Raw genomic sequence first — 23,635 nt, forward strand, 5'->3', positions numbered from 1 at the left:
GCCACTGCTGCAGCTCGGCCTGGGCGGCGTGTGGATCGCCCTCGTCATCGTCGGCTGCCTGACCGCATCCCTCATCGCCATCTCGCTGCGCCGCCTCATCACCCCGCACGAAGACGGCCGCGCCCCCGCCGACCCGCCCGCCGCGCAAACACCCGTCAACCCCACGCCCACCACCCCGCCCGACCCGCACACCAACATGCCCACCGCCACTCAACCGGCAGAACAACTCCACGCCTAACCCTCGACCGGCGCCCGTGGCCCATTGGCGCCGGTCGAGTAGTTCGAGCTGCTTCGTGGCGAAGAAGGGCTCGATCATCGAGTTTGTCATAGCAGTCGCCGATCGAGCCCATCGAGGCCAGGGGAGTGTCAGAGGATCTTCGTGTTCGCGTTTCACCCGAGCGCCGGAAGCTGCGGAAACGCTTGGCAGAGCGCGGCGCTTACACCGGTGCCCCGACAGGCCCGAGGCCAGCAGGCCGGTCTGGTGTAGCCGTTGCGGCGTCTGCGGGAGACGCCTTGCAACCCGATCGGCCGCCGATGATCTAACCCGGCTAGGGTCGCGTGTGACCCAAGGAGCCGCATGCCGTTGACAAATCCCTGGCTGTCTAGGCCCACTCCCACCCGTCGGCTGACGCGGGAACGACTTGAGGAACGCATCCTCAACCTGCTGTCGACGCAGAACATGTGCGTGCTGGCCACCGCCGGCCCCGACGGGCCGCTGGCCACGCCGGTGCGCTACTACTCCCTCGGGTTCGCGGTCATGTTCACCGCCGCGCCGCTGTCACCGAAGCTGCGCAACATCGCCGCCGATCCCCGCGTATCGGTCGGGATCTTCGCGCCGCTGGTCAGCCTGGCCAGCAGCCGCGGCGCCCAACTGTTCGGCACCGCCCGGGTGCTCGATCCCGACCATCCAGACCGAGCACCATTCTGGGAAGCGTTCCGGTGGGAAAACGAACACGCCGAGCGAGGACGGCCACTGTCAACTCCACCCCGCGACACGCTGGTGCTCATTGAGGCAGACCGGATTGTCTACACGGAGCACTGGCTAAGGCGCGAGGGATTTGCCGCGCGGCAGCTCTGGCGTCGTTGACCCCACCGCTGTCAATTCAGGCCGATCGGTGTGACCGCTGCCGACCATCGGGTGTCCGCCACCGCGACCGAAGCCCGCGCGGGCCTATCGGCGCAGCGGTGTAGCGCCGCGCCGCGCCCCGCCAAGCGTTTCCGCAGCTTCCGGCGCTCGGGTGAAACGCGAACACGAAGATCCTCTGACACTCCCGCCTGCGCAATCTGCTGCGCCCGGTCGGAGTCCGAGGGCACTCGATTCTGCGCCGCTGTGTGGCAGGTGTTTCCTTCAAGACCACCCTCTGACGGCTGGCCATGGTCTGCGTCTGCTCGATGCGGGCATATGGGCCGTAGCTCCTTGGGAACCGGGCAGCGGCCCGGAGCCGGATCGGCCGATGTGGCGTGCTGACGGCCCACGGCGAATCGAATTGACCATGAAAGTTGGTGTGACGACACGCAGGTCGAGCACATCGGACGCCGTCACGAGGTGGATGGCGCTGCGCATCAACGCGATCCGCACCAGCTTGCGCTCTTCGAGCAGCCGGGAGGCGCCCACGGCGGCGAAGTCGCGCAGCCTCGTCCAAAGCCCGACAAACCAAGTTTGCGGGGCCTCCGCCCGGAGGCCGACCAGGTGCGAGATGGCCTCAAGCGGGCCGACGTCCGAGCGTTCGAGCAGCATCTGGCGGGCCAGGGTCCACCCTGCGCTGGGCACGGCCTGGACCACCGCGACGCGGCCGTGTTCGTGCAATCCTTCGAGGCGGCCAACCTGCGCGCCCGGTTGAGGGCACGACGGCTCAGCTCCGTGCTCGCCCGAAGAACGGTATTAGAACGCGAACCCGCCGGGGCGCCCGTTGCGGTCGGCGATCAGGCCCGCGAGCGTCGAGATGGCGATTTCCGCGGGGCTTTTCGAGCCGATGTTGAGGCCGATCGGGCGGTGGACACGGGCGATGTCCGGCTCGGCGACACCGAGCGCCCGCAGCGCCGGGATGTGCTGGGCGATGTGCCGCACGCTGCCCATCACGCCGATCCAGCGAGCGTCGGTTTCCAGCATTTTGAGCAGGATCTGGCCGAGCTCGGGGCGGTCGTGGTCGGTGACGACGACATCCGTGTCCGGCCCGATGACGGAAGAGTCCACTGTAGACAGCGAATCAAATGATGGCTCTTCTGGTACCAAATGAGGGTCAGGTTCTAAAAGCAGACTCCGATAGCCGAGGTCCGTCGCGAAGTGCAGCAGGTGCGTCGCGACCGGCGAGGCGAACACCGCCACGAGCGTGCGCGGGCCCAGGTCGGGCGGAATGTCTCCGGCGGCCATGGCGCAGGCGGGATCGACGTGGGTCACGCGACTAGCCTATGCCGGGTGACCACTGTAGTGCTTGCCACGCTGGCCTATATCTTGTCGTCCGACCGCGAGAGTGTGCTATTGCTGCACCGCGACAAGCGCCCCGACGACATCCATTATGGCAAATATCTCGGACTGGGCGGGCGCGTAGAGCCCGACGAGGACGTGCTCGCCGGCGTCAAACGCGAGATCAAAGAAGAGTCCGGCCTGCTGGCCGAGCGGCTCACGCTGCGCGGCACGGTCCTGTGGCCGGGCTTCGGCAAGGGCGGGCAGAACTGGTTCGGCTTCATTTTCCGCGTCGACGAATTCAGCGGCACACCGCACGGGGGCAACGCCGAGGGCACACTGGAATGGGTCCAGTTAAAGGACATCGGCAATGTGCCAATGTGGCAGAGCGATCACGAGTGGCTGCCCATGGTCTTCGACGCCGATCCGCGCCAGTTTCACGGCGTCATGCCTTATCACGAGGGCCGGATGGTGAGCTGGTCCTACCAACGCGACTAAGCAACGCCATTAAGGGATTCTCGCCCCACTTAAGGGATTCACGTTCCTGGGACTCGCGGTGGTATCGATGCAGGATGATGCCATGCTCAGATTCGTCCCTCTCATCGCGGCCGCCCTGCTCCTGGCGGTCACACCGGCGGCAGCGGCGCCGGACCGGTCCACATCGGACAGCCACGTCTCGGCCGATGGTCGTGCCCTGGCGACCGCCGAGAAGGACACGCTGCGGTTCGCCGACATTTTCGACGCCGACGGCAGTGCGGTCATCATTCACGCCGCCCCAGACAATCTGGCGCACATTCCCACGCGGTACACGACGGCGGGCGTGCCCAATCCCGACGCGGCCACCCTAGCCACGAGCGATGCTGGAGCACGTGTCGGCTGTGGAGTCGTAACGCGCTAAGACTCTCCCCGATCCGGGCCAATCATGGCAGGGCTCTCCGCCGGGCTCTGCCATGATTGCGCCTGATGCCGGAACTAGAAGTCGTTGCAGTGGGCGTGCTCGCCACGGTCCAGGATCGTGGGCGGGTGGGATACGCGCACCTGGGCGTACCCCGATCGGGCGCGGTGGACGCACCCGCGCTCGCGCTTGCGAACCGCTTGCTGGGCAACGATTCCGGGGCGGCGGGGATAGAGCTCGCGTATGGGCGGTTCGAGGCGCGGTTCGAACGGCCCGCGTATGTGGCCGTGGCCGGTGCGCCTGCGCCGGTTTGGGTGGACGGGCGGCCAGGCGCGTTCGGCGTGCCGATCCGGGCCGGTCGTTCGCTGCGCGTGGGCTCGCCCGTGGCGGGCGTGTACATGTACATAGCCGTGCAGGGCGGGGTCGACGTGCCGCGCGTGCTCGGGTCGCGAAGCACCGACACGCTCTCGGGCCTTGGCCCGGCACCGCTGCGCGCCGGGGATCTGGTCGCGTTCGGCGACTCGACCCCCGCCGCTGTTGACTTCACGCCATGGAGTCGTGGCGTCTTGGGAGAGGTGCGGGTGCGCGTCCGGCTCGGGCCGCGCGACGACTGGTTCGATGACCCGGGTTCGCTTTTCGCACAACCGTTTCACGTCGGGTCGGCCAACCGGATCGGTGTGCGGCTGTCGGGGACGCCCATTGCCCGCAGGCGAGGCGAGCTGCCCAGCGAAGGGCTCGTGTCGGGCTCCATCCAAGTACCAGGCGACGGCCTGCCGATCGTGTTCCTCGCCGACCATCCGACCACCGGCGGGTACCCGGTGATAGGCGTCGTGCACCCGGACGACCTGCCGCTGCTCGCGCAGGCGCGCACCGGCGCTAGGGTCGTCTTCTGTGGACCTTAATGCTGACCTCGGCGAGGGATTCGGACGCTGGGAACTGGGCGACGACGAGGTCCTGCTCGACGTCGTGACGAGCGCCAACGTGGCGTGCGGCTTCCATGCGGGCGACGCGCCGACCATGCGCCGCGTCACCGAGCTGGCCGCTGCCCGCGGCGTAACGGTCGGCGCCCAGGTCGGATACCGTGACCTGCCCGGCTTCGGGCGCCGCTTCATCGAGTACGACCTGGGCACGCTCCGCGACGAGCTGATCTATCAGGTGGGCGCGCTGCGGGCGTTCTCCCGGGTCGCGTACCTCAAGCCGCATGGTGCGCTCTACCATGCCGTGCCGCACGTGCCCGCCGTCGTTGAGGCGGCGCTCGCCACGGGCCTTCCCGTCCTGTGCGCGCCCGGGTCGGTGCTCGCCACGGCTGCGGGCGATGCGAGCGCGGGCGTGTACCTCGAAGGCTTCGCCGATCGGGCCTATCGCGCGGACGGCTCGCTGCTGCCGCGCAGCAAGCCGGGCGCCGTGATCACGGACATCGACGAGGTCGTGGCGCGGGCCCTGCTCATGGCGGTCGACCAGCGGGTGATCGCGCTCGATGGGACCGTGCTGCCGCACCCGGTCGACTCGATCTGCCTGCACGGCGACACGCCGGGCGCGGTGGCGCTGGCCCGCGCCGTGCGGTCGGCGCTGGTCGAGGCGGGCGTGACGCTACGCTCCTTCAAGACCGCGTAGCACCAGCGTCAGGCGGGCGTCGGCCGCCGCCGAGAGCTGGATCGGTACCCCCCAATCTTGGCGGGTCAGATGGCACGCGGCGTTTTCAGCTTCGGCATCACACGTCGCCGCCTGGGCCACGACCTGCAGCACACCGCCCTCCGCAGCCGGATTGAGCACCAGCCGGCGCCGCAGCGACGTCCCCGTGCCGCCGCCGGAAAGCAGCAGGTCGTCGGGTGACGCGGACACCTCCAGCCGGGTCGGGTCGCCGAAACTGAAGTCGAGCTTCTGGCCGGGCGCCGGCTCGAAGATCACATCGAGCGTGACCTCGCCGGGCTTGACCAGCGTCACGGGCCGCTCAACCCGGTGCCGCACGGCATCGACACCGACCGAACCAGGTGACAGTTGCACGAGCCGATGCGCCGCCGACTCGACCACAAGCACATCCCCGCCTTGCGTGACAACGAGATCGCTCGGCTCGGCCAGCCCAGTCTCCACAGTGGACAGTCGGCCGTCTCTGAAGAGCCGTACTGCACCGTTATAGGTATCCGCAACCAACACATCGCCATTCGGCAACGCGCACACGCCCAGCGGGTGCTGCATCAGCGCCTGCTCGCCCGGTCCGTCAACCAACCCGAAATCGAAAAGCCCTTGCCCCACAACCGTTTTCATCACGCCACCCGCGATGTAGCGCAGCGCGCTGGTCTCACTGTCCACAATCCACAGTCGGTCGCCCTGCGCCGACAGGCCCGACGGCTGCGCCAGCCACACGTCCGGCAGCTCGCCGTCGCGCAGCGCCTCGACCGTCGTGCCCGCGAACAGCCCGACAGTCCTCTTGAGAGGGTCGAACCACCAGAGGGTGTGCGTGCCGGCCATCGCGATGATGATTTTCTTCTGGTACCAGGCAACGTCCCACGGAGACGACAGGTCCATCGAGCGGGCATCGTGTGGGCGCTCGTCCAATGTGGACCGCCACTGCCGCCCCGTCCCCGCGACCGTCGTCACCGTCAGATCCGACAGGCGCAGCCCGCGCAGCAGGTGGTTGACCGTGTCCGCGATCACCACGTCATAGCCCACGGCCTGGGCGACGTCCGGCGGGAGCAGGCACATCCCCTGCGGCTCCGAGAAGCTCGCCTGATCCGGCCCGCCGTCGGCGCGCCCCCGCTTGCCCGACCCGATCCGCTCACCGTCCACGACCACCAGCTGGTGGCGCGCCGAGTCGGACACCAGGATCCGCCCGTCGGGCAGCTCCAAAGCCTTGCCCGGGAAGCGGAACTGGGTGTCACTGGGCGGGGGCGGCACGAACGGCCCGTTGCCGCGATGCAGCGTGCCCTTGGCCTCATGCTCGTCGATCAGCTCGTCGATCAGCCGGCGCAGCCCCTCGGCGTGGCCCTCGCCCGCCATGGCCGCGACCACGTAGCCCTCCGGGTCGATGACGTTGAGCGTTGGCCAGGCCTTGGCCGCGTATTGCCGCCACATGCCCATCTCCGGGTCGTCGAGCACCGGATGCTCCACCCCGTAGCGCTCGACCGCTGCCGCGAGCGCGTCCGGGTCTTTCTCGTGCTCGAACTTGGGCGAGTGCACCCCGATCACGACCAGCACGTCGCCGTACTTCTCCTCAAGCGGGCGCAGCTCGTCGAGCACGTGCAGGCAGTTGATGCAGCAGAACGTCCAGAAGTCCAGCAATACAATCTTGCCGCGCAGATCGCTCAGGGTAAGCTCTCTGCCCCCGGTGTTCAGCCAGCCTCTTCCGCGCAACTCAGGCGCCCGCACACGTGCCACTCAGCAATGATGCACGACGAAAGAGCGCAGCCGCCGCGCGCCGGCGCACGCGGGAGGCCATGTGGTCACCTCGGCCGCAACACCACTGATCATGGGAGCTACACCTTGATGCTGAGCGTCTCCAAGGCCTGCACGAGCGGCGCGAGCTCGGGCAGATCAGCGGCCTCGGCCAAGGCGTCGTCCAGCGCCGCGTTGTGCGTCGGCGTCGCCTCCGCCAGCAGCTTGCGGCCCGCCTCGGTGGCCTCGGCGTAGATGCCGCGACGGTCCTCTTCGGACAGTACGCGGGTAAGTAGGTTACGCCTTTCCAGCCGGTCGACCAGTCGCGTGGTGGCGCTCTGGCTGAGCACGAGCTTCCCGGCGAGCTGCTGCATCCGGGTATGCCGGCCGTTCGGCCCGGCCAGGTGATGGAGCAGACAGAACTCGTTCACGCTCAGCCCGTGCGCGCTTTGGAGCGCTCGTTCGATGCGGTCCTCGATGCGGGCGTGCAGCGCGGCGAGCGTGCGCCACCCCTGTGCCCGCGAGTCGGCGGCGTCCTCGCGGCGTGACATCACTCACCTCCCCTCTGGTTGCCCCCAGAATACATGCGTGTTGAGATAGCAAGCGTCTGCAAATATCAGGCGTGCGCTTGTTATCGGCTCACGCAAGCTTATTGAGGGGATGGCCATGCACCTCGCACTGCTGGCCTTGGCGCTCGGCGCCTTCGGCATCGGCACCACCGAGTTCGTCATCGCCGGGCTGCTGCCCGATCTGGCCGCCGACTTCCACACCTCGATACCCACCGCCGGGCTCCTGGTCTCCGCGTACGCGTTTGGCGTGGTCGTGGGCGCGCCGGTCGTCACCGCCCTCGGCGCGCGGGCGCCGCGCAAGGCCATGCTGCTCGGGCTGATGGCGCTGTTCGTCGCCGCGCACGTGCTGTCCGCCTTGGCGCCCAGTTACGGCACGCTGATGGCCGGTCGCATCGTGGCCTCGCTGGCCCATGGCGCCTACATGGGCGTCGGCTCGGTCGTCGCGGCCAACCTCGTCCCGGCGGAACGGCGCGCCAGCGCGATCGCCATGATGTTCGTCGGGCTGAGCCTGTCGAACGTGCTAGGGGTGCCCCTGGGCACCTTCGTCGGTCAGCACGTCGGTTGGCGCGGCGCATTCTGGCTCATCACGGTGATCGGCGTGGTGGCGTTCGCCGGCATCGCGCACCTCGTGCCCGATGGCCCGCGCCCGCAGACCGGCCTGCGCGGCGAACTGAGCGTCTTCCGTAGCGGCCAGGTGTGGCTCGCACTGGTCATGACCGCGGTCAGCTGGGCGCCGGTGCTGGCCGTCATCACGTACGTCGCGCCACTGCTCACCGACGTCACGGGCTTCTCGGCCGGTGCGGTACCCGTCGTGATGGTGGTGCTCGGCCTCGGCATGCTCGTCGGCGGGCCGCTCGGCGGCCGGTACGCCGACCGCGCCCTCATGCCCAGCGTGTACGCACTGCTCGCCGCAATCGTCGCGGTGTCCGCCGTGCTGTTCGCCACCGCTCACCACAAGGTCGCCGTCGTCGTGATGCTCGCCGTGTTCGGTGTGGCCGCCTCGGCAGCCATCCCGCCGCTGCAGACCCGGGTGCTCGACAAGGCGGTCGGCGCCCAGGCGCTCGCGTCCGCCGCGAATGTGGCCGCGTTCAACCTGGGCAACGCGGTCGGCCCGTTCCTGGCTGGACTGGCGATCAGCGCCGGCTTCGGCTACACCTCACCGCTGTGGGTCGCCGCCCTGCTCGGGATCGCGGGGCTGACCGTCGCCATCGTGTCCGGCGCCGTCGACCGCCGGTCGGCCTCCCGCGTTCGCGCCACGGTCGGCCAGGATCGGCCAAACGGACCAATCACGACTGTCCAATTAGGATGACGGCCGCCCGTTGCCCGCGACCCTCACCGCGGGTGAGCCGCCCGTGGCCGGTGCAGCCGAAGGCTGGCGCTGCTGCTCTTGTGACCGCCCGGCTCAGGTGAACCGCACCCGCATGCCCGGCTCCAGCAGCGCGGGCGGCTCCCGCTCCAGGTCGAACAGCTCGACATCCGTGCGCCCCAACAATCTCCAGCCGCCGGGCGAGCTGCGCGGATAGATGCCCGCGTAGGTCCCGGCCACGGCCACCGATCCCTTGGGCACGCTCGTGCGCGGCGAGTCGAGCCGCGGCACCGACCCGGACAGCCCGCTCAGATAGGCGAACCCCGGCGCGAATCCGCAGAACGCGACCGTGAAAACCGTCCCCCGCATCACCTCCACCGGATCGTCGACGCCCCAGGCACGTGCCACGTCTTCCAGGTCGGCACCATCCCACGACACGGGCACGACAATTTCCGGGCCCTCGCCAACCGCCGAAACCACGGTCAGATTTGAGAAATCGGGCGCACGCGCCACGCCCCGCAGCAACACCGTCCGCGCGCCCGGCACGATCTCCTCGCACTCCAGCTCATCGGATGCCTGCAGCGCACGAAACCAGGCCGCGGGATCATCGACCTCCAGCAGCAGCGAGTCCCAGCCGTAGCGGCGCACCTGCATATCCGTACTGTAACGGACTTCACCCGACCAACCTACGGTAACGTAACCTACGCGCCCGTAACCTTGACCCATGAGCGCGACCATCACCCGCACCCGCCTCACGCCCATGGACATCGGCAAGCCGCGCCTGCGCGGCTGGTTGCACTTCTACGCCTTCTTCGCCGCGATCGCCTGCGGCATCGTGCTCGTCGCCATCGCACCGTCTCTCGGCACGTTCGTCTACAGCCTGACCGTCTGTGGGCTGTTCGGCATCAGCGCGCTCTATCACCGTCGCGTGTGGACGGAGCGTGGCTACCAGACCATGCGCCGTCTCGACCACGCCATGATCTTCTTGTTCATCGCGGGCACGTACACGCCCTTCTGCGCGCTGCTCCTCCCACCCGCCAAGGCCACACTCCTGCTCACCATCGTCTGGGCGGGCGCCGTCGGCGGCGCGCTCATGTCGCTGATCTGGCCGCATGCGCCCCGCTGGGTCTCCGCCCCGCTCTACCTCGCGCTCGGCTGGGTGGCGGTCGCCGTACTGCCGGACATCTCCCACCATGGCGGCGTGACCGCCCTCCTTTTGCTTCTGGCCGGCGGCGCCGCCTATTCCCTGGGCGCGATCTGCTACGCGCTCAAGCGCCCCAACCCGTGGCCCAAAGTCTTTGGCCACCACGAGTTTTTCCACGCCTGCACGCTCGTGGCCGCGATCTGCCACCACATCGCGATCTATTTCGCGCTGTTTGCCTAGGAGAGCGCGCGTGCGGTGTGCACTGTCGTCAAAGGCGCGCTCTGCACCGAAGCCCAGTCGTCGGAGGAGACCCGGTGCACCGCGATCCCGCACGTGCGCAACCCGTCCGAATCGAGCTCACTGTCCGGGTCGAGCAGTTGCGACAGGTGCGAGATGGTCGGGTTGTGCCCGATGAGCATCACCACCCGCGCCGTGCCGGGCGCCGACTGGACGACCTTGAGCAGCTCGCCCGCTGACCCGTCGTAGACCGCCCGCTCGTAATGCACGTCCGGCGATCCCGTGCCGGCCAGCGCGACCGCGACCGAGTGCCAGGTCTGCCTCGTGCGTTTGGAGGGCGAGCACAGCACCAGATCGGGCACGTGCCCGTGCTTGACCAACCATGCGCCGGCCGCGGCCGAGTCGGCATGCCCCCGCTCGGTCAGCGGCCGGTCCACATCCGCGACGCCGTTGGGGCGGTCGGCCTTGGCGTGACGCAACAGCACCAGAGTGCGGTCCATGGCTCACAGCTTGCCCTACCGGCCGCCTTCCCGCACCCGGACTTTAGAAGGAAAGACCCCGGAGGTGGGAACTAGAACGCCTCCTCCGGTACCTCCATGGGGTCGAGCGTGGCGAGCTCGACGACGCGGCGGTCGGAGGCGAGACGCGGCAGCACCTCGCGTGAGAAGAACCGTGCGCTGGCAACGACTCCCGCGTAGAAGGCCGTGTCCTGGCCGGACTCGCTGAGCTTCTGCAGCGCGACGTCGGCCCGCTTGAGCAGGAGCCAGCCGACCACCAGGTCGGTGAGCGCGAGCAGCAGCCGGCGCGAGTGCAGGCCCACCTTGTAGAGGGACTTCGGCTCGCCGCCCTGCGCTTCGCCCAGCCAGCCGGTGAGGGTGCCGAGCATGCCCTGCACGTCGCCGAGCGCGCCGGCCAGCTGCGCCCGCTCCTCCTTGAGCTGTCCGTTGCCCGCCTCGTTGTCGAGGAACTGCTGGATCTCGCCCGCGAGGGTCATCAGCGCACGCCCGTTGTCCCGCACAATCTTGCGGAAGACGAGGTCGAGGCTCTGGATCGCGGTCGTGCCCTCGTACAGTGAATCGATTTTGGAGTCGCGCACGTACTGCTCGATCGGATAGTCCTGCAGGAAGCCCGATCCGCCGAAGGTCTGCAGCGATTCGGCGCCGAGCAACTGGAACGCGAGCTCCGATCCACCACCCTTGACCAGCGGAAGCAGAAGGTCGTTTACCTTGCGCGCCGTGGCTTGCGCCTTCTCGTCTTTGTGGTACGCGGCGAGCGCCGCACGATCGTGCCAGAGTCCGGTGTAGGCGACCAGCGCCCGCAAGCCCTCCGCATACGACTTCTGAAGGAGAAGCGATCGCCGCACGTCCGGGTGATGGGTGATGGTCACGCGCGGCGCGGTCTTGTCGGTCATCCGCAGCATGTCGGCGCCCTGCACGCGCTCCTTGGCGTAGTCGAGCGCGTTGAGGTAGCCGGTGGAGAGGGTCGCGATGGCCTTGCTGCCCACCATCATCCGTGCGTTTTCGATGATGAGGAACATTTGGCGGATGCCGTCGTGCACGTCGCCGACGAGCCAGCCCTTCGCCGGGACGCCGTGCCCGCCGAAGGTCATCTCGCACGTCGTGGACGCCTTGATGCCCATCTTGTGCTCGACGTTGGTGGCGAAGACGCCATTGCGCTCACCGAGCCGGCCCGTCTTGCCGTCGAAGTGGAACTTCGGCACGACGAACAGGGACAGTCCCTTGGTGCCGGGGCCTGCGCCCTCGGGCCGCGCCAGCACATAGTGAATGATGTTCTCGGTCATGTCGTGCTCGCCGGACGTGATGAACCGCTTCACGCCCTCGATGTGCCACGAGCCGTCCGGCTGCGCGATCGCCTTGGTGCGCCCGGCGCCGACGTCCGAGCCCGCGTCCGGCTCGGTCAGGATCATCGTGCAGCCCCACTTGCGCTCGACGAAGAGCTTGGCCCACTCCTTCTGCTCGGGCGTGCCCTCCAGGTGCAGGATGTGCGCGAAGAGCGGCCCGGAGCCATACATCCACACCGGAGCGTTCGAGCCGAGGACGAGTTCGGCGAAAGACCAGATAAAAGCATGCGGCGAGGGGGTACCGCCCAGGGCCTCGGGCAGTGTGAACCGCCAGAATTCGGCGTCCATCCAGGTCCGATAGGACTCCTTGAAGCTGTCCGGGATCCGCACGGAGTAGGTGGCCGGGTCGTAGACCGGCGGGTTGCGGTCGGCGTCGGCGAAGCTCGCTGCCAGGTCGGTGCGGGCCATCCGGTCGATCTCGGCCAGCGCGCTGCGCGCGGTGTCCGCGTCAACGTCGGCGTAGGGCCCGGTGCCGAACGGGGTGTCGAAGACCTCGAACAGGTTGAACTCGAGATCGCGCAGGTTGCTCCGGTAGTGAGTCATTTTCCTCAGGCCTCCGCTACTTACTACCCAGTAGTTCTTCCACTGTATTACCGGCCAGTAACCAGCTGCAACCGGGTTCGGGCAACGCTTGAGTCGAAAATGCGTCGCGAGGCCCGTCGGGTTGCCGTCAGCATCTTCGGCCGCACGGCCGCGAGAGGAGGTCACACGGCCCGCAGCCAGCCACGGGCCAGGGTGGGACCGAGGCGAGACGGACGTGGCCCAGAATTGGAGCCATGCTGGTTGACCACTGGCCCGTTGCGGGAGTGATCCTCACCACTGAGGACCTCGAACTGCGCTGGCCCACGAGCGAAGAGCTCGCCGCGCTCGCCGATGTGGCGGCGGATGGGGTGCACGACCCGTCGTTCATGCCGTTCTTCGTGCCGTGGACCCAGGGGTCGCCCGCCGAGGTCGCGCGCTCGGTGATCCTGCACTACTGGCGGCAGGCCGGCGCCTTCACGCCCGAGAAGTGGTCGCACAGTTTCGTGGTGTTCCGTGACGGGCAGCCCATGGGTGTGCAAAACATCGGGGCCGACGATTTCGGGGTCACGCGGGAGTTCCACACGGGCTCGTGGCTGGGGCGGCGTTTCCACGGGCAGGGCATCGGCACGCGCATGCGGGCGGCCGTGCTGCAGTTCGGGTTCGCCGGGCTGGGTGCGGTCAGCGGGCGGTCGGGTGCGTTCGTGGGCAACGAGTCGTCGCTCGCGGTTTCGCGCAAGCTCGGTTATCGCGAGGACGGGATCAACCGCATAGCGGGGCCGGACGGGCAGCCGCGCATCGAGCGGCGCCTGCGCATCGACCGGGAAGACTGGAAACCGCCGGTGCCGGTGAGCTTCAGCGGTGGCGCAGTTGAGGGTGCGCCCTTGGATTTGGCGGGGCCTTCGCCCGTACCGGATGAGATTAAAGATTTATTCGGTATCGGTCGGCCAGACGCGCCAGTTCATCCATGAGCGCGAGGCGGTGGGTCCGCGTTGGTGCTGATAGCGCGAACCGTAAACGGGCGAGCCGTAGGGGTGCTCCGCGGGCGATGAGAGGCGAAGCACGCAGATGTGACCGATTTTCATGCCCGGCCAGAGACGGATCGGCAAGCTGGCCACATTGGACAGTTCGAGGGTCACGTGGCCGGAAAAGCCCGGGTCGATAAACCCGGCCGTGGAGTGCACGAGCAGGCCAAGGCGGCCCAGGCTGGACTTGCCTTCGAGGCGCGCCGCGAGCTGATGGCCCAGCGTGACCACCTCAAGGGTGGAGGCGAGCACGAATTCACCCGGATGGAGGATGAACGCCTGGCCGGGCTCCACCTCGACCAGGGTGGTCAGATCGTCCTGCTGTTCGGCGGGGTCGATGTGCGTGTAGAGATGGTTGTTGAACACCCGGAACAGGCGGTCGAGGCGCACGTCGATGCTGGACGGCTGGACCAGGCTCGGCTCGAACGGGTCCAGGCCCAGCTGGCCCGCCTTGATCTCGCTGACCAGGTCGCGGTCGGAAAGCAGCATGCAGGCGAGCCTAGCGAGCCCGCCGTTTAGTAGGACATTTGGGTGACGCGGCATGTCGGATACAGGAATCGAACAGGCGTTCGATACACTGGCGGCATGGGATTCACCGGGTGGCGAGAGTTCGCCGCGGCCGATCCGGGCCTAGCGGCGTCGATTCGCGCGCTGCTGCATCAATACGGGCGGGGCATGGCCTACCTGGCCACCGTCCGCGCCGACGGAGGGCCGCGGGTCCATCCCGTCAGCCCGATCGTCACCGACGAGGGGTTGTATTGCTTCGTCATCGCGTCACCCAAACGAGACGACCTCAATCGCGACGGTCGCTATGCGCTGCACGCCTTCCCGGCCGAGTGCAGCGACGCCGAAGCGGTCGTGACCGGCCGCGCCCGGCAGGTCATCAACGTGTCCATTGTGGACCAGCTGGCCCGGGAGCACCGGGCGGCGGAGGGCATCGACTGGACGCTGTTCGAGTTCTCCGTCGATACCGCGATGCTCTATCGCGACGAGCCGTCGGCGCCGCCGCGGGTGTGGCGACGCCAACGGCAAAGGCAACGCTTATTGGTGGGGGTCTAGCCTAGGCGCGATAGGCCGCCCAAGCCGCCTGCATGCGAGACGCCTGGCCGGGCGTGAACTCGTACATGCACGAGTCGTCGGTGTAATCCATGAAGTTGTGGATCGGGTCGACGCCTGCGGTGCTGCACGTGTTGCGCCCGGTCGGGCAGCCGAAGGCGGCCGAACGCTCGGCGGGGGTGTCGGCGACCTGGTCGCCGGAGCCGCTGCAGCCACCCTGGAAGGTGTGGTACAGGTTCAGCCAGTGGCCCACCTCGTGCGTGGCGGTGTCGCCCAGGTTGTAGGGGCTGGCCGTGCCGCCCGGCAGCGACTCGGCGAGGATCACCGCGCCGTCGTAGCTGCCGATGCTGCTGGACGGGAACGTCGCCCAGCCGAGCAGACCGCTGGACAGTTCGCCGGTGTAGATGTTGAGCGTGCCCGGGCCGCCCTGGCGGAGCTGGGCCTTCATCGCTCGCTCCGTGCTGGAGTTGTACTGGATCGGATACCACGACGGGTTGGTCACCCGGTTGATCGCCTGCAGCGTGAACTGGAAGCCGGTGTTCGTGCCGAGGCCACCCGTGCGGCCCGCATAGGCGTTGTTCAGCACGGCGATCTGGTTGGTGATCATTGAGTCGGGGATGTTGCCACCCGCGCGCGTCGTGTCGCGCCTGATCACATGCACGACGACGGGCACGGTCGGCGCAAGGGCCGTGACCGAGTCGCCGTCCATCTTGCCCCTGGCGGCCAGCCAGTAGCGCAGGTCGGCCTCGCGCGCCGCAGCCTCGGCGGGGGTCAGCTCGTTCGGATCGGCGATCACGGCCCCGCCCGGCCTGACCTTCATCGTGGCCCGGCCCTGCTCGACACAGGCGTTCGCATTCGCGTCACCGGGCGTCAGCGCCGCGGTGGCGGGGCTGACCGTGAGAATCGCCGCCGCCGCGAGCACGGCGGCAGCAAGGGTATGCGTGTACTTCATCGAAGCACCTGGGTTCCTCCCCGCGATACCAAGCGATTCAGGTATCGCAATTGATCGATATAGGGAGGTTAGCGCGTCCCACACCCTTCCTCAAGGCATGTCCCCCGGTGGGCGTGGTAGAGTGTCGCCTGCCGCGGGTGTAGTTCAATGGCAGAACATCAGCTTCCCAAGCTGACAGTGCGAGTTCGATTCTCGTCACCCGCTCCACGAAGGAAGGCCCGGTCAGGGCATAAGTCCCAGCCAGGCTTATCAATATCCCGGAGCCCTTTCTGATCTTGCGTGCAACTAGCGCGCCGGAACGAGGACCCCAGAAGATCCGTCGTCATCGGTATCGCCGTCGGCCTCGACAGCCTTGCGGCCTACGTCGCTCAAGCATCACGATGGTTCGACTCCCTTTGGACCACCGTCGCAAGGGATGCTGACCTGTGACAACACACAGTCTCGACCTAACCGAAGTTCTAGCGCGCACACGCGTTCTGCTGCTGGACTTCGATGGACCCGTGTGCAGCATCTTTCGGCCCTGCCCGCTCCCATCGCCGCGCACCGGCTGCCGCGCCTCATCGCTGAACATCTCGGTTCGCCGGATCCAGCGCTCAACGATGACGATCCGCTTGCGCCACTTCACACAGCTGCGCAACTCAATAATCCCGCCCTACTGCAGGCCGTGGAGGATGAACTACGAAGAGCTGAAATCGAGGCAGCACACGAAGCCGCCTACACCTAATGCCGCAGAGGCGATCCGCGCAGCGAACGCCGCAGGACGTCAAATCGCATCGTGAGCAACAATCCGCCGAAGCAATCGCCGTATATCTGAAGCGATGGGCGCTCGAGCCTTACGTAGCAAAGGTTTCCGGCCGAGCGCAAGCCGCCCGAGCCTGATGAAACCGCACCCGCGCAGCCTCCTAACTGCCATGAAAGCGCTTGGGGTGCAAGGCAACCAGTCAGTCCTCATCGACGACTCCGTCAGCGGCATGCACGCCGCACGAGCCGCCGACACGTACAGTGTCGGATTTCCCAATCGTCCTGAAAAGGCCGAACCCTCGCCGCAGCCGGGGCTAACGCAGTCGTAGACGACATGGCTCTAGTCTCAGACGTTTACGCCGCGCTTGCACGCTGAGCAGGTGCTTAGAACCAAGACGGCTCCCTGGCGAACGACAGGCAGTCAATATCATATTCGTCTCACCAAGTTCTACCGGTAAATTTCCCGGCGATGACCAACCTCCCAGATCGTCACCAAACGATCATCTTTGCTGATCTCGTAAATCACCCGGTAGTCGCCGGCCTTAAGCCGCCGCAGCCCATCCCCGCCCACAAGTTCCGTTGACGCTGCCGGACGCGGATCGGCCGTCAAGTCCGTCACGCTATTGAGAATCATCAATGCTGCCTTGGCATCCAACTTGCGCCACGCCCGAAACGCCGTCATCTCCCAGCGAACTTTGTAGATCACAGGATTTCGGCCTCACGCAACACATCCTCGTGACTCACAAACTCCGCTGATGCAGCCCGCTTCCGAATCCGCGCAACAATCCGAGCATCCCGAAGCGCCGCAAGCTCTTTCCACTCCTCAAAGCCGATCACCACCGCAGCCGGACGACCATTCTGCGTGATCACCGTAGGCTCGTCGCGCATCGACGCGTCCCGCACAATGTCCGCCAGGTGACTTCGTGCGTCCGTGATCTTCATCTCTGGAGTCCCCATGTACCGATAGTACAACCCGTACAGCCTTCAGTCTATGAGGAAGGAAGAAGACGAGAGGAAGGAGAGGTTGGCCAGAAACTAGATTGACTAGATCACTGGAGCGGTTTGGCTAGCATCATGCATGCTCCTGCTGATCTTCCGCCAACTGAACCGGACTTGCCGCCGAGCCTTCATGAAAGCCGTTGCCCCCTTGAGAATTTCACGCTCGCCTTCATTTCTTTGTCTAGTCCCACCTGATGCTTGACGTTTCCGTCCCTGGTGATCGTTGATGGATGGCCTAGATCTGTGGTTCTAGTGTTGGGAGTCAGTCTTGTCTGTTGGGGAGGATTCCGGCAACGGGATGTCGTATGCCCGAACTCGCGCGACCGCCAATGTCACGAAAGGTCACGAGCGGTCACTTCCCCCCAGCTCACGGCAGGTATGGACAAACGTTCGTGCAGATCAGAAATTCCCAAGCTGACAGTGCGAGTTCGATTCTCGTCACCCGCTCCAAGACAGAAGCCCAGGTCGGGTGATCCGACTCCTGGGCTTTGTCTTGCTCGCTCTACACATCCAGTCACCGGTTAGCGCTGAACGGCGTGCCCGATCCGTGCCCGTTGCCACGGGAAACCAGGTGAACGGCGGAGCCTGTCGGGCACCGCCGCACCAGTCGCCGGCTGCATCGATCGAGATCGACCGACAGGCCGGTCACCCGCAGGAGTGGCTTCCCAAGCTGACAGTGCGAGTTCGATTCTCGTCACCCACTCCAGAAAGAAAGCCTGGTCAGGACGTAAGCCCCAGCCGGCTTTCCGTTTCTAGGAAACCATTGATCGCCGTGCCAGGTGCGCGCTATCTGTCGACACAGTACGCAGTCACCTCGATCAATCTGGATCTTGGCTATATGATCAACTTAGACAGCGTAGGGTTGCCCCGTTGAGAATGGGTGAGCCGGCGAGGAAGCATGGTGTCACCGAAGCACGTATACCGCATGCCAGGCGTAACGCGATGCGGGGAGTCGTGTCCAGGTCAGGCTGGCGCGAGTCTCCGCAACAAATACTCGTGGAGCGAGTAAGCCCTTCTTGCTGGCCCGTTGACGTAGCTTCGCATGCGTATTGGCGCTCAGCCGGCGTGCTCGTCGATGGTGTGTTGACCAGTCGTTGAGCCGGTCACGTGTACTCGGTGAGGGTGAACTGGCCGTGGTTGGTGAGCGATTCGACGTTGACCGTGATCGTGGTGTCGTCATCGAATCGGAGACTGAAAACCGCGTCGAGGTCGCAAAGGAACGCGAATCCCTCGCGATCTTCGTCGTTGGTGAGGCGACCGGTGGCGGTCCAGCCAGTGGCGCTGATGGCGAAGGTGACGGCGGCTTCGGCGCTGGCGAACAGCGTCACCTGGTTGGCCCACCAGTCAAGCCAGCAGTGCGCTTCGATCCGAATCACCGTTTTATCGTGGTGCATCAGGTGGTCTGCTGGAAGGCGCGGGCGAGGCGGCGGACGGCCTCGTCGATGAGGTCGGGTGGGGCTGCGGCGTAGGTGAGGCGCAGGTGTGGGGCTGGGGGTTCGGCCGGGTACCAAGGGCGGCCCGGAAAGACGACGACGCCTTCGGTGGCTGCGGCTGAGGCCAGGGCGACGTCGTCGGTGCCGTCGGGTAGGCGGGCCCAGAGGTGCAGGCCTCCGCGCGGGATTGTCGATGGGGCGAGTTGTGGCAGGTGCCGACGCAGCGCGGTGAGCAGCGCTTCGCGCCGGGCCCGCAGCGCGGTGCGCAGGGCGCGGCGGTGCCGGGTCCAGGCCGGGGCGGTGACGAACTCGAGCGCGGCCTGCTGCAGCGGGCCCGCCACGAAGAAGTCATCGAGCAGTCGGGCCGAGCGTAGCCGGGCACCGGCCGGGCCGCGTCCACCGATCGCGGCGACGCGCAGGGCGGGGGCGGTGGACTTGGTCAGTGAGCGCAGATATATCACGTGCCCGTCCGGGTCGGCGGCGGCCAGCGGCGGCGGGGCCTCGCCGTCGATGGTGAGGTCGCGCGCGTAGTCGTCCTCGATCAGGAATGCTCCGGCATCGCGTAAGGCCTTGGCCACCTCCGCTCGCCGGTGAGCCGCCAGTGTCGCGCCGGTCGGATTGGCATACAGCGGTTGGCAGTAGAACAATCTCGCGCCAGTGCGAGCAAAGGCGGCCGCGAGTTGGTCGGGCAGTACCCCATCGGCGTCGGCGGGCACCGGCACGACTCGTAGCCCAGCCGCCCGAGCCCCCGCAAGCGCCCCCAAGTAGGTCGGGGACTCGACGAGCACGGTGTCGCCGGGCGCGGCGAGCGCCCGCAAAGCCGACGACAGCGCCGCCTGCCCGCCCGGGCAGATGACCATGTCGTCGGCGCGCAACCCGGCCCCTGCCGAGCGGGCGAACCACGCCCGCAGATCCTCACGTCCCTCGGCCGGCCCACGCGCCCACGCCGCGGGCTGCCGCGCAGCACGTGCCAGCGCAGCGCCCAGCGCCGCAGCCGGCTGCAGATCCGCGTCCAGGTAGCCGCCCGACAGCGGAATCGCCCCGGATCGCGGTAACGCCAGTAACGCCTGCATCTCGGGCTCGCCCGGTCGGCCGGATCCAAGCGCGACGGTCTGCCAGGACAGGTCGGGTGCGCGCCGCTCGTCCGGCCGGGCCGCCACAAACGTGCCCTTCCCCGACCGTGTCTCGACCAACCCTTGCGCCACAAGCTGTCGAATCGCCTCGGCAACGGTCACGGGTGACGCCTGGTGCCGCGCGGTCAACTCCCGCACCGAGGGCAGGCGTGTCCCGGGCGCCGAACCAACCACCAGCCCACGCAAGTCTTGGATGACGCGGCGCACTGCGCTACCGTCATTCATGAATGCCGAGAGTAGCGCTACTGCGCCCGCGACGGTAACAGCGGACCGGATCGTTGGCCTCGCCCTTGGCGCGCTGGGTGTGCTCGCGTTCAGCGTGTCGCTGCCCGCCACCCGCATCGCCGTGCAGCAACTGGACCCGTGGCTCGTGGCGTTTGGCCGCGCTGTCGGTGCGGCGCTACTCGCGTTGGCCTACTTGCGTCTTACCCGCGCGCCCCGGCCCAGCCGCACCCAGTGGCGGCGGCTGTCGATCGTCGCCCTCGGCGTTGTCGTCGGCTTCCCGCTGTTCACCTCGCTCGCGCTGACCACTCAGACCTCCGCACACGGCGCCGTCGTCATCACCGTGCTCCCCGCCATGACGGCCGTATTCGCCGTCCTGCGCGCCGGTGAACGGCCACCGCTCCTGTTCTGGATTGCCAGCGTCGGCGGGTTGACGGCCGTGCTCGCCTTCCTGATTGTCAGCGGGGCGGTGCACGGCGCACTGTCGTCCGCCGACCTGTTTTTGCTCGCGGCCGTCGTCCTCTGTGGACTCGGCTATGCCGAGGGTGGTGTGCTTTCCCGCGAGCTGGGCGGTGCCCGCACCATCTGCTGGGCGCTGCTGCTCTCGCTGCCCGTCACCATGCCCATCACCCTCCTCGCCGCCTCCGCCCACCCTCCGCGCGCCGACGCCGCCGCTTGGTCGGCGTTCGGTTACCTCACCGCGATCTCCATGTTCCTGGGCTTTTTCGCGTGGTACGCGGGTCTGGCGAAGGGCGGCATCGCCAGGGTCGGCCAGATTCAGCTGGCGCAGCCGGTGCTCACCCTGCTGTGGTCGGCGCTCCTGCTCGCAGAAACCGTTACACCTGCCTCGATCGGAGCCGCACTCGTCGTGCTGGGCTGCGTCGTGCTGACCCAGCGCACTCGCGCATCACAATCCAAAATGGACAGCGTCCGAGATTGTTTCGGGCCACATCCGAACAGGTCGCGCCATTGCCCCACCCGCCTCGACTGTCTTGAATGGACAGACCGGCGCGATGCATCCGTTGCGCCTAGGTGACGAAGGAGGGGACTCCTAGTGGGTACAAGAAAATGGCTTTTGGGGATGACCGCGATGGTCACTCTTGCCGTCGGATCGGTGACCGCGTCGCCGGCCGGCGCATCCGCTGCACCGCAACCAAGCCAGACGGGAGCGGTGGCGGCGGCTGACGGCCCCTTCCACATTTACAACCGGAACAGCGTCAATCACGGTGTCAACAATTGTCTGGCGGTACCGGGCGCGAGCACCGGAAACGTTGGCCTGAACCAGTATTGGCCCTGCCGCTACATCGACCAGTGGTGGTACCTGGAGCACCGGTTCACCAGCGGTGGCATCCCCTACTACTACGTCCGAAACGTCAACAGCAACATGTGCATGTCCGTGCCCGCCGCGAGCCTCCAACCCTCGCTTCAGGTCAACCAGTATCCGTGCGGCGGTTATATCGACCAGTACTGGGGCATGATCCACCTGGGCAACCTGAACTACGCCTTCCGCAGGTACAACACCAACCTGTGCCTGTCCGTCCCGGGTGCGAGCACGCGTCCCAGCGAAATCGTCAACCAATACCCGTGCGGTTACTACCCCGACCAATACTGGTATCTGTCCACAAGCGACGGTTAGCAGAGCTATTCGAGCTCGAAGGTGCCGTATGTGGGCGCCCCGACGAGCTCATACGTGTGGATGGCCACGCCGGTGGGCGTCGACCTGAGATCGGTCAGGCGAAAGCTCGACGGCGTGCGCCCCTCGACGAACAGCCGCCTGCCCGCCCCGAGCACGACAGGAAAGACGATCAATCGGGCCACGTCGATGAGGCCCGCATCGAACAAGGTTTGGGCCAGCGCGCCGCTGCCGTGGATCTGAAGCTCGCGGCCCGGCTGCTCCTTGAGCTTGGCCACCTCGGCCACCGCATCACCCGCGAGAATCGTGCTGTTGTTCCACTCCGCCCTGGTGAGCGTCTTGGAGGCCACATATTTGGGCAGAGTGTTGAGCCCCACCGACACAGGGCTGTCATCCGTGGCCTTCGGCCAACTGGCCGCGAAGATGTCGTACGTCTTGCGGCCCAACACGAATCCGTCGGCGTGCTCGAAGATCGAGTCCATGAACCGGCCGAGCTCCTCGTCGAAGGACGGCACGACCCACCCGCCCTGGGTGAAGCCGCCGCTGGGGTCCTCGGTGGGCGCGCCCGGCCCCTGGTAGACGCCATCGAGGGTAAGGAATGTGGTCAGTGTCAGCCTCATGCCTCTAAGACTTACCGTGCCGAAGAAACTCATCGCCGGGGAATCGAAGAATCTCGCGGTCACCCGACCGGGTGGACGAGTGCGGGCATAAGCGGACAAATGTGAGATCGTCTGTCGTTTCGCGTTACCGGTCGTGAAGCCGTCTCGTTCAAGAAGCGTGAATCATCGCCCCAACGGGAAGCCCGCCGGGAAGCCCCAAACCGAGGAGCCCGAGAAGATGTTCGAAAAGCTGCGCTCGCTGCTGTTCGAGCCGCACTATCCGCCGCGCTACATCGGCCGCCACCGCCTGCCGACCGGACAACCCGGCTTCACGATGAGCCCAGGCCGATCCCTGACCGGCCGCAACGCCTAGCTCGGCGTGCCAACCTCCCAACTCGGCCGGGGCGTCGGCGACGGCTGGACGGGCCCCGTGTATTCCATCAGGATCAGGGCGATGTCGTCGTCCAGCCGGTACTGGACCCACTCCATGAGCGCCGACTCGACCGACGCCAGCCCGTCGCCGACGGTCCCGTGCCCCAACAGCCGCCAGGCCCGATCCGCGATCGGGAAGAACGTCCCGTCGCGGCGCGCCTCGGCCAGCCCATCGGTCAGCATCAGCAGGCGGTCGCCCGGTTCGAGTCGCTCGACCCGGGCCCGCACCACCGGCATGAACCCCAGCGGCGGCGCCGGCGCGGGCGGGTCCAGCGTGATCACCTCGCCTCGGCGCAGCAGGATAGGCGCCGGGTGACCGCAGTTGACGATCGTCAGGGTCCCGCCCCGCTCCTCCACCAGGCAGGCGGTCACGAAGTCCTCGTCGCCCACGCTGCGCGCCACCGCCCGGTCCAGGTCGGAGACGATCGCGCGCAGGTCCGACCGCTCGAACGCGACGTGCCTGTACGAACCCAGCACGATCGAAGCCGTGCGCACCGCGTCCAGGCCTTTCCCGCGCACATCGCCAATGATCATGCGCACGCCGTAGGGCGTGTCCAGCGCCTCGTACAGATCGCCGCCGATGTCCGCGGCGGCCGTGGCCGAGATGTACCGCCCGGCAACGGCGAGGCTGCCCACCTTGGGCCCCAACGGCCGCAGCACCGCCTGCTGCGCGATGGTCGCCAGCCGCGCCAGCTCGGCGAGCTGCTCGGCCGTGCGTTGCTTCGCCGACGCCACCGCCGAGGCGATCGCGGTCGCCAGCCCCACCGCGGCCACATTGACGTACGCCGAATAATCCGCGCTGTCGCCGAAGACCGCGAAGAGCACCCCCACCCCGGTGGCCACCCCGCCCGCGATCAGCACCTCGCGCCAGCCCGCGAACACGGCCGCCAGAAAGGGAACCGTCGCCATGAGGCCCACATAACGGACGGTGCTGCCGTCCGCGAGCTCGACCACGCAGATCAACATGAGCAGCGCAAAGGCCGCGCCGAGTCCGGCGCGGGCACCTTGGCTCAGCGGGCGTCGGCCCGGCAGCAGTCTGACCATTCGTACGGGAATTAGCATGCCTGATCCCACGTGCCCCACCGCCCGGATTGGCCGCTCGG

At 67.2% G+C, this 23,635-nt stretch carries 29 protein-coding genes, 1 tRNA gene and 1 pseudogene; 16 read left to right on the plus strand and 15 right to left on the minus strand.

Going from position 1 to position 23,635, the window contains the following annotated elements; translation table 11 throughout:
* Positions 1-238, plus strand: a pseudogene (locus tag DM816_RS20485) (hypothetical protein); the annotation flags it as partial.
* A 339-nt stretch (positions 239-577) separates the two neighbouring features.
* Positions 578-1,087, plus strand: coding sequence for a pyridoxamine 5'-phosphate oxidase family protein (locus DM816_RS20490; protein ID WP_117211944.1), 510 nt, complete (start codon positions 578-580; stop codon positions 1,085-1,087).
* 261 nt (positions 1,088-1,348) lie between these two features.
* Here DM816_RS20490 and DM816_RS20495 read toward each other — a convergent pair whose 3' ends face one another.
* Together DM816_RS20495 and DM816_RS20500 are read right to left on the minus strand one after the other, a co-directional pair.
* A complete protein-coding gene (locus tag DM816_RS20495) occupies positions 1,349-1,807 on the minus strand; it encodes a DNA glycosylase AlkZ-like family protein (RefSeq protein ID WP_246002076.1) in 459 nt (152 codons plus the stop codon).
* A 75-nt stretch (positions 1,808-1,882) separates the two neighbouring features.
* The gene (locus tag DM816_RS20500) at positions 1,883-2,398 is read right to left on the minus strand and encodes an XdhC family protein (protein WP_246002077.1); all 516 of its coding nucleotides are present in this window, start codon (positions 2,396-2,398) and stop codon (positions 1,883-1,885) included.
* Between the two features lie 18 nt (positions 2,399-2,416).
* Here DM816_RS20500 and DM816_RS20505 point away from each other — a divergent pair, with 18 nt between their 5' ends.
* The 4 genes from DM816_RS20505 (at position 2,417) to DM816_RS20520 (ending at position 4,913) form a co-directional block, all read left to right on the plus strand.
* The gene (locus DM816_RS20505; protein ID WP_117211946.1) at positions 2,417-2,902 is read left to right on the plus strand and encodes an NUDIX hydrolase; all 486 of its coding nucleotides are present in this window, start codon (positions 2,417-2,419) and stop codon (positions 2,900-2,902) included.
* 82 nt (positions 2,903-2,984) lie between these two features.
* Positions 2,985-3,302 carry a superoxide dismutase family protein gene (locus DM816_RS20510; RefSeq protein ID WP_211588780.1) on the plus strand — a complete coding sequence of 106 codons (318 nt, stop codon included), beginning with the start codon at positions 2,985-2,987 and terminating at the stop codon, positions 3,300-3,302.
* A gap of 65 nt (positions 3,303-3,367) precedes the next feature.
* Entirely contained in the window at positions 3,368-4,201 is an 834-nt protein-coding gene (locus tag DM816_RS20515) for a 5-oxoprolinase subunit C family protein (protein WP_117211948.1), read from the plus strand.
* Positions 4,191-4,913, plus strand: a complete 723-nt coding sequence (locus tag DM816_RS20520; RefSeq protein WP_117211949.1) for a LamB/YcsF family protein — start codon at positions 4,191-4,193, stop codon at positions 4,911-4,913. The genes DM816_RS20515 and DM816_RS20520 overlap by 11 nt, the downstream gene beginning before the upstream one ends.
* On the opposite strand, the gene DM816_RS20525 is transcribed toward DM816_RS20520, so the two are convergent.
* Positions 4,890-6,674, minus strand: coding sequence for an NHL domain-containing thioredoxin family protein (locus DM816_RS20525; RefSeq protein WP_246002078.1), 1,785 nt, complete (start codon positions 6,672-6,674; stop codon positions 4,890-4,892). The two genes, DM816_RS20520 and DM816_RS20525, sit on opposite strands and share 24 nt — an antisense overlap.
* 98 nt (positions 6,675-6,772) lie before the next feature.
* Positions 6,773-7,222: a MarR family winged helix-turn-helix transcriptional regulator gene (locus DM816_RS20530; protein ID WP_117211950.1), complete on the minus strand. Its 450-nt coding sequence runs from the start codon at positions 7,220-7,222 to the stop codon at positions 6,773-6,775.
* 115 nt (positions 7,223-7,337) lie between these two features.
* On the opposite strand from DM816_RS20530, the gene DM816_RS20535 reads away from it, so the two are divergent.
* On the plus strand, positions 7,338-8,549 hold the full coding sequence (locus tag DM816_RS20535; protein ID WP_117211978.1) for an MFS transporter: 1,212 nt from the start codon (positions 7,338-7,340) through the stop codon (positions 8,547-8,549).
* A 93-nt stretch (positions 8,550-8,642) separates the two neighbouring features.
* Here DM816_RS20535 and DM816_RS20540 read toward each other — a convergent pair whose 3' ends face one another.
* On the minus strand, positions 8,643-9,200 hold the full coding sequence (locus DM816_RS20540) for a 5-oxoprolinase subunit B family protein (protein ID WP_117211951.1): 558 nt from the start codon (positions 9,198-9,200) through the stop codon (positions 8,643-8,645).
* Between the two features lie 70 nt (positions 9,201-9,270).
* Between DM816_RS20540 and trhA the strand changes: the two genes are divergently transcribed.
* Positions 9,271-9,930, plus strand: coding sequence for a PAQR family membrane homeostasis protein TrhA (gene trhA / locus DM816_RS20545; RefSeq protein ID WP_117211952.1), 660 nt, complete (start codon positions 9,271-9,273; stop codon positions 9,928-9,930).
* On the opposite strand, the gene DM816_RS20550 is transcribed toward trhA, so the two are convergent.
* Both DM816_RS20550 and DM816_RS20555 read right to left on the minus strand, forming a co-directional pair.
* On the minus strand, positions 9,927-10,427 hold the full coding sequence (locus DM816_RS20550) for a SixA phosphatase family protein (RefSeq protein WP_117211953.1): 501 nt from the start codon (positions 10,425-10,427) through the stop codon (positions 9,927-9,929). The two genes, trhA and DM816_RS20550, sit on opposite strands and share 4 nt — an antisense overlap.
* Before the next feature lie 71 nt (positions 10,428-10,498).
* Positions 10,499-12,331, minus strand: coding sequence for an acyl-CoA dehydrogenase (locus DM816_RS20555; protein WP_117211954.1), 1,833 nt, complete (start codon positions 12,329-12,331; stop codon positions 10,499-10,501).
* Between the two features lie 233 nt (positions 12,332-12,564).
* Between DM816_RS20555 and DM816_RS20560 the strand changes: the two genes are divergently transcribed.
* On the plus strand, positions 12,565-13,278 hold the full coding sequence (locus DM816_RS20560) for a GNAT family N-acetyltransferase (protein ID WP_117211955.1): 714 nt from the start codon (positions 12,565-12,567) through the stop codon (positions 13,276-13,278).
* On the opposite strand, the gene dcd is transcribed toward DM816_RS20560, so the two are convergent.
* The gene (gene dcd, locus DM816_RS20565; RefSeq protein WP_117211956.1) at positions 13,237-13,821 is read right to left on the minus strand and encodes a dCTP deaminase; all 585 of its coding nucleotides are present in this window, start codon (positions 13,819-13,821) and stop codon (positions 13,237-13,239) included. The genes DM816_RS20560 and dcd overlap by 42 nt on opposite strands.
* A gap of 96 nt (positions 13,822-13,917) precedes the next feature.
* Here dcd and DM816_RS20570 point away from each other — a divergent pair, with 96 nt between their 5' ends.
* Complete coding sequence (locus DM816_RS20570; protein ID WP_117211957.1) at positions 13,918-14,391, plus strand: pyridoxamine 5'-phosphate oxidase family protein; 474 nt, start codon at positions 13,918-13,920, stop codon at positions 14,389-14,391.
* A gap of 1 nt (position 14,392) precedes the next feature.
* Here DM816_RS20570 and DM816_RS20575 read toward each other — a convergent pair whose 3' ends face one another.
* Positions 14,393-15,340, minus strand: a complete 948-nt coding sequence (locus DM816_RS20575) for a zinc metalloprotease (RefSeq protein ID WP_117211958.1) — start codon at positions 15,338-15,340, stop codon at positions 14,393-14,395.
* 133 nt (positions 15,341-15,473) lie between these two features.
* Between DM816_RS20575 and DM816_RS20580 the strand changes: the two genes are divergently transcribed.
* The 3 genes from DM816_RS20580 (at position 15,474) to DM816_RS45865 (ending at position 16,410) form a co-directional block, all read left to right on the plus strand.
* Positions 15,474-15,547: transfer RNA gene (locus DM816_RS20580), tRNA-Gly, on the plus strand.
* A 295-nt stretch (positions 15,548-15,842) separates the two neighbouring features.
* Positions 15,843-16,064, plus strand: coding sequence for a hypothetical protein (locus DM816_RS20585; RefSeq protein WP_117211959.1), 222 nt, complete (start codon positions 15,843-15,845; stop codon positions 16,062-16,064).
* A 94-nt stretch (positions 16,065-16,158) separates the two neighbouring features.
* Entirely contained in the window at positions 16,159-16,410 is a 252-nt protein-coding gene (locus DM816_RS45865) for an HAD-IA family hydrolase (protein WP_117211960.1), read from the plus strand.
* A 119-nt stretch (positions 16,411-16,529) separates the two neighbouring features.
* Here the strand turns inward: DM816_RS45865 and DM816_RS20595 are convergent, their stop codons facing one another.
* The 4 genes from DM816_RS20595 to DM816_RS20610 all read right to left on the minus strand — a co-directional run bounded on the left by DM816_RS20595 (position 16,530) and on the right by DM816_RS20610 (position 19,871).
* Positions 16,530-16,787, minus strand: coding sequence for a type II toxin-antitoxin system RelE family toxin (locus tag DM816_RS20595; protein ID WP_117211961.1), 258 nt, complete (start codon positions 16,785-16,787; stop codon positions 16,530-16,532).
* Positions 16,784-17,038 carry a type II toxin-antitoxin system prevent-host-death family antitoxin gene (locus tag DM816_RS20600; protein WP_162907659.1) on the minus strand — a complete coding sequence of 85 codons (255 nt, stop codon included), beginning with the start codon at positions 17,036-17,038 and terminating at the stop codon, positions 16,784-16,786. The genes DM816_RS20595 and DM816_RS20600 overlap by 4 nt, the downstream gene beginning before the upstream one ends.
* Before the next feature lie 1,145 nt (positions 17,039-18,183).
* Positions 18,184-18,456, minus strand: a complete 273-nt coding sequence (locus DM816_RS20605) for a hypothetical protein (RefSeq protein ID WP_246002079.1) — start codon at positions 18,454-18,456, stop codon at positions 18,184-18,186.
* Positions 18,457-18,473: 17 nt separating this feature from the next.
* Positions 18,474-19,871: an aminotransferase-like domain-containing protein gene (locus DM816_RS20610; RefSeq protein ID WP_117211964.1), complete on the minus strand. Its 1,398-nt coding sequence runs from the start codon at positions 19,869-19,871 to the stop codon at positions 18,474-18,476.
* Here DM816_RS20610 and DM816_RS20615 point away from each other — a divergent pair.
* Both DM816_RS20615 and DM816_RS20620 read left to right on the plus strand, forming a co-directional pair.
* A complete protein-coding gene (locus DM816_RS20615; RefSeq protein ID WP_117211965.1) occupies positions 19,870-20,904 on the plus strand; it encodes a DMT family transporter in 1,035 nt (344 codons plus the stop codon). The two genes, DM816_RS20610 and DM816_RS20615, sit on opposite strands and share 2 nt — an antisense overlap.
* Positions 20,905-20,958: 54 nt before the next feature.
* Positions 20,959-21,504 (plus strand): RICIN domain-containing protein, encoded by a 546-nt coding sequence (locus DM816_RS20620; protein ID WP_162907660.1) that lies wholly within the window; start codon positions 20,959-20,961, stop codon positions 21,502-21,504.
* A 5-nt stretch (positions 21,505-21,509) separates the two neighbouring features.
* On the opposite strand, the gene DM816_RS20625 is transcribed toward DM816_RS20620, so the two are convergent.
* Positions 21,510-22,121: a dihydrofolate reductase family protein gene (locus DM816_RS20625; RefSeq protein ID WP_117211967.1), complete on the minus strand. Its 612-nt coding sequence runs from the start codon at positions 22,119-22,121 to the stop codon at positions 21,510-21,512.
* Positions 22,122-22,278: 157 nt separating this feature from the next.
* Between DM816_RS20625 and DM816_RS20630 the strand changes: the two genes are divergently transcribed.
* A complete protein-coding gene (locus DM816_RS20630; RefSeq protein ID WP_117211968.1) occupies positions 22,279-22,473 on the plus strand; it encodes a hypothetical protein in 195 nt (64 codons plus the stop codon).
* Here DM816_RS20630 and DM816_RS20635 read toward each other — a convergent pair.
* Positions 22,470-23,594, minus strand: coding sequence for a PP2C family protein-serine/threonine phosphatase (locus DM816_RS20635; RefSeq protein ID WP_117211969.1), 1,125 nt, complete (start codon positions 23,592-23,594; stop codon positions 22,470-22,472). The genes DM816_RS20630 and DM816_RS20635 overlap by 4 nt on opposite strands.
* Positions 23,595-23,635 lie beyond the last annotated feature (41 nt).

The organism is Allorhizocola rhizosphaerae (assembly GCF_003426775.1).
GTDB classification, from domain to species: Bacteria; Actinomycetota; Actinomycetes; order Mycobacteriales; family Micromonosporaceae; genus Allorhizocola; species Allorhizocola rhizosphaerae.